Here is a 9,766-nt window from a genome sequence, read left to right on the forward strand (position 1 = left end):
TTAACAATATATCTCATCAATACATTAGAAAGTTACAGATAGACTTGAATAATAGACCTAAGAAATGTTTAAATTACTTGACACCTAATGAAGTACATTTTGGTATCTCTATAAACATTGAGAATACAATCTAGCGACGAATTAACAAATAACTACGTGAATGTCAGACATAAAATTTCTAAAAAATTATTATTTTGTGAAAAAAATATCCAACTTCTGTGAGCTTTCTTTTTGATTTTTCACATTTTTAAACATATAAAGTATCATTAATTACATAATAGATCGCATCCTGCGAAAATTCCTCACCTAAATTACAAGCATCATCAAGTGATTTAGCATCAAACATAAAACCATTTTCTTTGTGCTTAGATGACTTATCAAAACCATTAATTTCATAGAACCAACTATATGACTTTTCTAGTTGATTTCTTAATATTTGATTTCTAGCTATATTTTCTTGATCTTCAAGAAGCTGATTAAATGGATTGTATGCTGTAATAATCGCAAATTGGTTAGGATACCTACTAGGTAATATAGGAACTTCAAATTTAGTTGTAAAATACCATTCACAAAAATCTAAATTAGAATTATTATTCATAAGCCCTTTAGCTTTTGCTCTAATTGGCTACCTGTATGGACACCAGTAAGCGTTTCTACAGGCTGACCTGCTTTGAAAATTATCATAGTTGGTATGCTTCTTATACTAAATTTAGCAGCTAGACTTTGATTATCATCGACATTAACTTTGACAATCACAGCTCCTGCATAATCTTTTGATAGCTGATCAAGTATCGGCGATAAAGTCTTACAAGGACCACACCAGTCAGCATAAAAATCTACTAATATTGCTTCATAGAACTATTTATTAGTTTATCAAAATTAGCTTCATCTGTTTTTATTACTTTACTTAATGCCATATTTATTTCTCCATAAATGTCACATTTGCTCTTATATTAATATCTTGAGATACAGATACTGGACTATAGCTACTTGCATCACTTTCATTATAAGCTGCTGACTTCATTAACATAACCGTATTTCTAGGCTTATAGCCATCTATATCAATATATTGTATTGACTGAATAGTATAGTTGCTATTAGTTTGTTTATTAAAATTAGTAAGGTAGTCTTTTGTATCCTTAAAAAGTTGTATCATAAGCTGCTGTTTTGCAGCTTCTACTTCTTTAGCAGGAGGATTGTAATCTAATACTTTTACAGCTAATCTCTTTCCAGAAGATCTGTCTTGATTTTCAATTGCTTGTTGTAATTTATTTAAATCACCTTGAGATATTCTAGATTGAAGTTGTATCGTAATATTGATAGCACCACTATTACTAGTATTTTGCTCAATATTTTTGACTTTCCAGTCGGATTTTACAATGTTGTTTATACTATCTGTAATTTGATTTTCTATACTATTTTGCTTATCCAAAGTAGTTGTTGCATAGCCAGTTACTTCGACAAGTATACTATCACTTTTTATAGTGGTTTCAGCTTGAGTTGTATACTTGATAGTATTGTACTCGACACAATTATCCGAATTTGCTACTGCAAAAGATACTGAACCAACAAGCCCTATTAAACAAAATGGGATTAATCTCTTCATATATACATCCTTTAAGAAATATTTCTATAAATTCAGTTTAGCAGATATTAAAATATTAAGCAGGCCCAATTTCAGCAATTGTTACTAACAATTATATTATATCATGAAGAATATCATCTAATGATTCTAAAATTTGCTCTTTAATTTCATTTTCAAATGGAAAATCATCAGATGTTAGCTGAGATTTTACAAAGCTCTCTAGAAGTAGATGCTGAGCGCTTTCTAAAGTCAGGCCTCTTGAATGTAAATAGAAAAGAGCATCTTTATCAAGCTCCCCTATTGTTGCGCCATGAGTACACACTACATCATCAGAGAAGATTTCTAATTCTGGTTTTATATTAATTTCAGCCTTATTGCTTAACTGAATATTTTTATTATTCTGAAAAGCTTGTATTTGCTCTATGCCTTTGTTAACTACTGCTTTTGCATTAAACCATGTTTTAGAACTTCCATTAGCAACACCACGAAAGTTTACATTACTATATGTATGAGATGCATTATGGTTAACTAAAAAGCATGCATTAGCAATAGCATTATCAGCAACTAGATATAATCCTCTGATATCAAATCTTGAATGTGGCTTATTTAGATTTACTACGAAATCATTTCTAAGTAGTCCATCCTTATTCAGCAAGCAAAATCCATTAAACTCCGCAGCACGATCTAAATTAATCAAATAATTAGCAGTAGTAATTAACTGGGTGTTATTTGGGTTATCTGCATTATTTGTAAAGTTTACCTTAGCAGATTCTGCGACATTCACATCTAAAAACAAGTTGATAGCAGAATTTTCAGTAAGACTTACAAAGTCAATATCCAAATCTAGATTTGCAAATATATCGACATCTAACTTCAATGAGATATTAGTTAGCTTATTTTTAGCCATATCTGTATTTATAAATATAAGGCTAAGAGAGTCTTTAGTATCTTTAGGTATATTTATTGCAAAGTGCTTAGAATTTTTGATAGCTAATCTAGACATGGTTCTGTCATCTCTATGTAGCTCTAGAGCGCTAATATGGTTCAATTTTTTGTTATAATCAATAGCCAAAACACCATCTAGTATTATTACAACATTTTCCTCAGTATCAAATTTAAAGCCTTCTAAATAATCCTTAGACTTGGGAGAATCTTTAAGCATTTCAGATATACCACTTTTACTATAAATAGTAGCTAAGTTTGTATATTTCCAGCTTTCTTGTTTAGTAGTTGGTAGCGATTTATTATCTATTAACATTTTTAATCAACCTTTAGCTATTTAACCAAGAATAACCTTTTTCTTCTAGCTCAAGAGCTAGCTCTTTACCACCTGTTTTGACAATTTTACCATCAGCTAAAACATGGACAAAATCAGGTTGTATATGATCTAAAAGTCTTTGGTAGTGTGTAATAACTAAGAAGCTTATCTCTGGAGATCTCATAGTATTCGCGCCTTGAGATACTACCTGAAGAGCATCAATATCTAATCCAGAATCAGTCTCATCTAATATAGCAAGCTTTGGCTCAAGCATCATTAATTGAAGCATTTCATTACGTTTTTTCTCTCCACCTGAGAAGCCTTCGTTAACTCCACGCGACATATATTTTTGATCTATCTTTAAGACTTGCATATTTGCTTTTAGCTTTTTCATAAAATCTATAGCATTGATTTCTTCTTCGCCATTTTGCTTTCTAATGCTATTTACAGCTGTCTTTAAAAATTGAACATTACTAACACCAGGAATCTCAATAGGATACTGTAAGCTTAAAAAGATACCCGCTGCAGCTCTTTCAGATATAGATAGATCATCTAAATCTTTACTGTTAAATGTTATCGACCCTTGTGTAATCTCATAACCATCTTTACCAGCTAAAACATTACATAGTGTACTTTTACCAGCTCCATTAGGTCCCATGATTGCATGGACTTCACCTTTGTTAACTTTTAGATTTAAGCCTTTTAGAATCTGTTTCTTTTGTTCGCCAACACTTACATGTAAATCTTTAATTTCTAATAACATTTTATTAACCTTTTAACTTATATAATTCTAAAGTTTAACCAACTGCACCTTCTAAACTAACTTCCATTAGTTTTTGAGCTTCAACTGCAAACTCAAGTGGTAACTTTTTAAATACTTCTTTACAAAAACCATTAACAATCATAGCAATTGCATCTTCTTCCGAAAGACCTCTTTGCTTACAATAGAAAAGCTGATCATCAGAGATCTTTGAAGTTGTAGCTTCATGTTCAATTTGAGATGAATTGCTCTTATTTTCTATATACGGGTATGTATGTGCACCACAATTATGCCCTATGAGTAATGAGTCGCATTGAGAAAAGTTTCTAGCATTAGAGGCATTAGGCGATATTCTCACAAATCCTCTATAGGCTTGAGAAGCCTTACCTGCAGAAATACCTTTTGAGATAATCGTACTCTTAGTATTTTTACCAAGATGAATCATTTTTGTACCAGTATCGGCTTGTTGAGCATGACGAGTTAAAGCTACAGAATAGAATTCACCAATTGAGTTATCTCCACGTAATACTACTGAAGGGTATTTCCATGTAATTGCAGATCCTGTCTCAACTTGTGTCCAAGAGATTTTTGCATTTTTGTGACAAACGCCTCTTTTAGTAACAAAGTTGTATATACCGCCCTTACCTTCTTTATCTCCTGGATACCAGTTTTGCACTGTAGAGTACTTAATCTCAGCTCCATCTAAAGCAACCAGCTCAACCACTGCTGCATGAAGCTGATTTTCATCACGCATTGGTGCTGTACATCCTTCTAAATAGCTAACATAACTTCCTTCATCTGCGACAATCAATGTTCTTTCAAATTGTCCAGTATTCATCGCATTTATTCTAAAATATGTTGATAATTCCATTGGACAAGTAACACCTTTAGGAATATATACAAATGAACCATCACTGAATACAGCTGAGTTAAGTGCCGCATAAAAGTTGTCACTCTGTGGAACTACAGAGCCTAAATACTTTTGAACTAGTTCTGGGTACTTCTGTATTGCTTCTGATATAGGACAGAAAATAACTCCAGCTTCAGCTAGTTTTTCTTTGAACGTTGTTACAACTGAAACTGAGTCAAATACCGCATCAACAGCTATATTTTTAACTCCAGCTAGCATTTCTTGCTCATGCAGAGGAATACCAAGCTTGTTATATGTCTCTATAATCTCAGGATCAACTTCATCTAAACTTTTAGGATGATCTTTTAATGATTTTGGCGAAGAATAATAACTTATTGCTTGAAAATCAATAGCAGGATAACTTAAATCAGCCCATTCAGGTGACTTCATCTCCAACCATTTTTTATATGCTTTTAAACGCCATTCCAATAGAAATTCAGGCTCTTTTTTTCTTGCAGATATCAAGCGGATTACATCTTCATTAAGACCCGCATCGATAGTCTCAGCTTCTATTTCAGTTACAAAACCATATTCATAATCTTGCTCAATGATTTTATCTAAATTTTCGCTCATACTTTAACTTCTGCCCTTATTGTTGACAATATCATAGATTGATGTTTTTGAAAGTAGATCTAGCAATTGACTATTTAAAACTCTCCAATAACTACTTACCATACAGCTTCCCAAGCTACATTTTTTATGTAAATCACAACATTCTGTAAGATTCACATCTTTCTCTACAGCTTTAACGACATCTAGAACAGTGATGTTTTGTGGATCATCAACTAATGTGTAGCCACCCTCTATACCGCGTTTAGATACTACAATATTTGATATTGAAAGCTGATTTAACAGTTTTCTAACTGTAGGAATATTTAGCCCAGTAGCTTCAGCAATTTTTGCAGCACTGTAGGGGTTTAAGTTATTTTCAGCAATTGTTACAACCACAAGTAAACCGTAGTCGAGTAATTTACTTATTTTAAGCATAATTAACTCTAATCTATACTAATTTAGTATCATATGGTAGATATAATAATATTTATGATGCTCAATGTAAATTAAAAATTTGATTATTTTATAACCTTAGAATAGTATTTCTAAATAGTTAACCACTACAAGTGTTATTATAACAATTAATCATGAGAATAGCTATTTTAGGTGCAGGACAATTAGGAGTCTATTTGATTCAACGATTAAGTCTAGATCATCAAGTTTCTATAATAGATTTAGGTGAAGAAAAATTAGGATTCATTTCATCTGCTTTTGATGTCCAAACAATTATTGGAGATGTAACAAAACCTAATATAATGATGGAAGCTAATTTTAAAGATACTGATATGATTATTGCTGTAACATCTAATGATACTACCAATATAGCAGTATGTGATATGGCTTATAAGCTATATAAAACACCATATAAAATAGCGCGAATTCGTGATACAGAATATAATAGATTTCCAAAATTACTCAATAATATAGACTTAGTTATAAAATCTTTTTTTGAAACTACAAAAAGATTAGAGCAATTGATTTTTCTATCTGGAGCTTATTTCATATCGACATTCTTTGATAAACGTGTGCAATTAGTTGGAGTTGAGGTTTCACAAGATTCATCACTTATTGGTTTATCTGTCAAAGACATATATCTTGGTTTAGGAGATATTAAAGTTGATATGATTTCAGTTCATAGGGGTGGGAATAAGCTAGATATTAATGATACTGATATTTTAGTTGAACCTGGTGATAGAGTTATGTACTTATCAGAAAAAGCATATTCATCCCAAATTCTATCAATATTTCAGCCTAAAAAAGCAAATATTAAAAAAATTTTTATTGCTGGGATTAATTACGCAAGTATTACTCTTGCAAAATCACTAGAAAATAAAGGTTATATTATAAAGATGATTGATCCAAATGCTGAAAAATGTGAATTTGCTCTAAATGAGTTATCAAAGTCTACAATTCTGCACTATAATCCAGTAAATAATAATTTATTAGTTGCTGAAGGTATTGACGAAGCTGATATGTTTTTCGCGTTAACTAATTCAGATGAGATTAACATAATGTCATCTATTTTAGCCAAAAAACTTGGTGCCCGAAAAACTGTAGCAACAGTAAATAGCTCAGAATATTACGATATTACTAGAGATCTTAAGCTTATTGATATATCAATTTCTCCACATAATTTTTCATACACAACAATCAAAGCATTTTTAACCCAAGTTGATATGCTTAAAATGTATGAAGTTGAAGATAGTGAAGAAATGTTTGTTGAGTTAAAAGTTCACGGTCAAGAGAATATGTCTACAGTAATCGGTAAAAAAATATCTGATCTGAAATTGCCAAATGGTTTACAAATTTTAGCTATTATGAAGGATGACAATATTCCTAGATTCTTTACTGATAATTCTGTTGTCAGTGATGGAGATAGAATTATAACCAAAGTTGATAACAAAAGTGCTCTGCAGACACTCGAAAAACTTTTTCAAGTAATGCCTTTATACATTGCATAAATGATTGCTAAAATACGAGAAATTAGGTTATGATAAATCTATCATAAAATTTACTCATAAGTATAACTCATGCTATCAAACTCAACAGGAAAAGAAAAAATTGGCTTAATTTTACTTATATTATTGATGACTGGAGCAATTGATAATATAAGAAATCTCCCCTCTACTGCCACATCAGGCACCTATATATTTTTCTTTTTTGCTGTTGCTGTTTTGTTATTTCTAGCTCCTGTAGCCTTAGTATCTGCAGAAATGACTGCAACATATACAGCCAAAGGTGAAGAAGGTATTTATGGTTGGGTTAAAAAAGCTTTTGGACCTAACATAGCGATGCTAGCAATCTGGTTTCAATGGATTAATATCTTAATATGGTTCCCAAGCATACTTACATTTATTGCAGGAACTATTGCATATCTATTTAATCCAGATTTTGCTCAAAATATTAAATTCACTATTATTTTTATTACAGTGGTTTTTTGGTCTTTAACTATTCTAAACCTCAAAGGTTTACGTGTCTCTGCGATTTTTGCAAGTGCTTGCACATTTTTTGGCATGGTTGTTCCAATGCTACTTATGGTTATTTTTGCATTAATATGGTTACTCAATAGCTATACTATAAACATTCATTTTGAATTAGGCAATTTAATCCCTAGTTTCACATCTACCGAGTCTTGGATGGGTCTGACAGCGATAATCGCATCTTTCTTAGGGCTTGAATTAGCAACAGTTCACATAAGAAATGTAGCAAACCCTAAAAAAACATTTCCATTAGCGCTATTAATTTCAGTGATTTTTATAGTATTTACGATGGTATTAGGTGCTTTAGCAGTAGCGATCATATTCCCTCAATCTGAAATAGATATTGTACATGGAACAATTAAGACTTTTAAAGTTTATCTAGAAAGTTTAGGTATACCTATGTTTTTCTATTATGTTCTAGGATTGATGATCTTCATAGGCTCTATAGGATCGATGATCAATTGGATGATTTCACCTGCTCGAGGTTTGCTACAAGCTGCAGATGATCATTTTTTGCCTGACGCTTTAGATAAAACAAATAAACATGATGTACCCAGCGGGATTCTTATATTGCAAGCAATCATTATGACTATTATATGTCTTTTATTAGAGCTTGTGCCATCAGTTCAAGCTTACTATTGGCTTCTTACTGCTTTAAGTACTCAAATTTACTCTTTGATGTATTTAATGATGTTCTTTGCAGCACTCAAACTAAAACTTACAAATAAGGAATCCACTCGTAACAATGAAGATTTTAATATACCTGGTGGTAAATTTGGTATGGTTTTTGTTTGTATCTTAGGTATTGTAGGAACAATCTCTTGTGTAATAGTTGGCTTTATTCCTCCTGATAATTTATATGAAAATCCTTTTGAATTTATTCAAATGTTATCAATATGTTTTGTACTATCAATCGTTCCTGTAGTATTATTCATGATTTATAGAAGGATCAAACTTAAAAATATTTAATGCTTGAATCACTAATTCTCTTTATATTTCTAATTATTGGCTATTACATTTTTAACTTCTCACAATCATTAAAAATTATAAAACTTATAAATTTATCATTAGATTTCATTGTGATTTCTATAATTTTTTTACTGGGCTATAACTTTAGTATATTTACCAATACAAATACTATAGTTCTAGAAGTTATAGGTATAAGTTTGATATATATTACAATTATTACAGTTGCTAATATATTGGGGATTTTTATTTTTTGTAAAAAAGATCCTAATATAAAAGCTCGCTTTAAATCTGATAACATAAGTGAAGCCAAAGAAAATCTATTTATTACAATTCTTAAAGCAAGTAAGTACTTAATATATCTAATAATAGGTTATATATTAGGTTAAATTATTAATATAAATATTACTTCATTTATAAATGACACTGTATTTGTGATGTTATTACTTCTTATGCTTATTATTGGTGGTTTATTAAGATTTGAAAATATATCACTTATAAGTCTCTTTAAAAATAAATTAGCTATGTCCGTGGTTGTTATAGTTATTGCAACATCGATAATTTCAGCTATTTTGATCAGCTATATGATTAATATACCAGTCAAGCAAAGTATCATGATCAGCTCAGGCTTAGGCTGGTATTCTTTATCAGTAGTCTTAAATACTGACTTCATTGGTGAATATTATGGAATGATAACATTTATGGTTGATTTTTTACGAGAAATATTCGTGATTGCGATGGGGGTACCATTACTCAAAAGATATTTTTCTGTAGAGATGGTCGGATATGCCGCAAATACTGCTATGGATTTCTGCTTACCAATCCTTAGAAATAATTATGGTAATAAAATAGTTCCATTAGCTATAACTATTGGCTTAACGATGACTATTATAACTCCAATTCTTCTCGTGTTAGAAAATATAAGCTAGATTGTATTCTGAAAGTTTTAAATAGTTGAAAGAGAGTTCCAAATATAGTTTATTAGGTTTTGACGAAACTAAAATAAACGATAAGGAACTAAAAAATGCCAAAGCACTTAACTCTTTCAAATAGATATTGTATAGAAGAATTACTTAAATTAGGATACCAAACATCTCAAATAGCCAATAAAATTGGCTATAGTGAAAGAGCTATAAAAAAGGAACTTAATCGCACTAGTATAAATAGTGACTATAATGCTGAGATAGCACAGAAGCTATATCAAAGCCGCAGAACTTCAAATAATCATAAGCTATCCTGTAAAGTTAAAAAGCTA

General features: G+C 30.8%; 10 protein-coding genes and 2 pseudogenes. 5 read left to right on the forward strand and 7 right to left on the reverse strand.

The genetic code is table 11. The annotated features are described in order from the left end of the window. Positions 1–134 (forward strand): annotated as a pseudogene (locus F8C69_RS11425) (IS30 family transposase); the annotation flags it as partial. 113 nt (positions 135–247) lie between these two features. On the opposite strand, the gene F8C69_RS06675 reads toward F8C69_RS11425, so the two are convergent. The 7 genes and pseudogenes from F8C69_RS06675 to F8C69_RS06705 all read right to left on the reverse strand — a co-directional run bounded on the left by F8C69_RS06675 (position 248) and on the right by F8C69_RS06705 (position 5,500). Further along, entirely contained in the window at positions 248–598 is a 351-nt protein-coding gene (locus F8C69_RS06675) for a DUF3293 domain-containing protein (RefSeq protein WP_234384097.1), read from the reverse strand. Beyond that, a pseudogene (gene trxA, locus F8C69_RS06680) lies at positions 595–917 on the reverse strand (thioredoxin). Before trxA ends, F8C69_RS06675 begins: the two are co-directional and overlap by 4 nt. Positions 918–919: 2 nt before the next feature. Continuing rightward, complete coding sequence (locus F8C69_RS06685; protein WP_159184662.1) at positions 920–1,606, reverse strand: hypothetical protein; 687 nt, start codon at positions 1,604–1,606, stop codon at positions 920–922. A 91-nt stretch (positions 1,607–1,697) separates the two neighbouring features. After that, complete coding sequence (gene sufD / locus F8C69_RS06690) at positions 1,698–2,843, reverse strand: Fe-S cluster assembly protein SufD (RefSeq protein ID WP_159184663.1); 1,146 nt, start codon at positions 2,841–2,843, stop codon at positions 1,698–1,700. Between the two features lie 13 nt (positions 2,844–2,856). Then, positions 2,857–3,606, reverse strand: a complete 750-nt coding sequence (gene sufC, locus F8C69_RS06695; protein WP_159184664.1) for a Fe-S cluster assembly ATPase SufC — start codon at positions 3,604–3,606, stop codon at positions 2,857–2,859. 34 nt (positions 3,607–3,640) lie between these two features. Continuing rightward, positions 3,641–5,086, reverse strand: a complete 1,446-nt coding sequence (gene sufB, locus F8C69_RS06700; RefSeq protein ID WP_159184665.1) for a Fe-S cluster assembly protein SufB — start codon at positions 5,084–5,086, stop codon at positions 3,641–3,643. A gap of 3 nt (positions 5,087–5,089) precedes the next feature. After that, complete coding sequence (locus F8C69_RS06705) at positions 5,090–5,500, reverse strand: SUF system Fe-S cluster assembly regulator (protein WP_159184666.1); 411 nt, start codon at positions 5,498–5,500, stop codon at positions 5,090–5,092. 152 nt (positions 5,501–5,652) lie between these two features. Between F8C69_RS06705 and trkA the strand changes: the two genes are divergently transcribed. From trkA to F8C69_RS06725, 4 genes are all read left to right on the forward strand, one after another. After that, positions 5,653–7,026, forward strand: coding sequence for a Trk system potassium transporter TrkA (trkA, locus tag F8C69_RS06710; protein ID WP_159184667.1), 1,374 nt, complete (start codon positions 5,653–5,655; stop codon positions 7,024–7,026). A 69-nt stretch (positions 7,027–7,095) separates the two neighbouring features. Beyond that, on the forward strand, positions 7,096–8,514 hold the full coding sequence (locus tag F8C69_RS06715) for an APC family permease (protein ID WP_159184668.1): 1,419 nt from the start codon (positions 7,096–7,098) through the stop codon (positions 8,512–8,514). A gap of 401 nt (positions 8,515–8,915) precedes the next feature. Further along, on the forward strand, positions 8,916–9,440 hold the full coding sequence (locus tag F8C69_RS10650) for a LysO family transporter (RefSeq protein WP_290125320.1): 525 nt from the start codon (positions 8,916–8,918) through the stop codon (positions 9,438–9,440). A 95-nt stretch (positions 9,441–9,535) separates the two neighbouring features. After that, positions 9,536–9,766: helix-turn-helix domain-containing protein (locus F8C69_RS06725; RefSeq protein ID WP_159183974.1), on the forward strand; the 231-nt coding region annotated here is incomplete at its 3' end.

It is taken from the genome of Francisella noatunensis subsp. noatunensis (genome assembly GCF_009823375.1).
GTDB lineage: Bacteria > Pseudomonadota > Gammaproteobacteria > Francisellales > Francisellaceae > Francisella > Francisella noatunensis.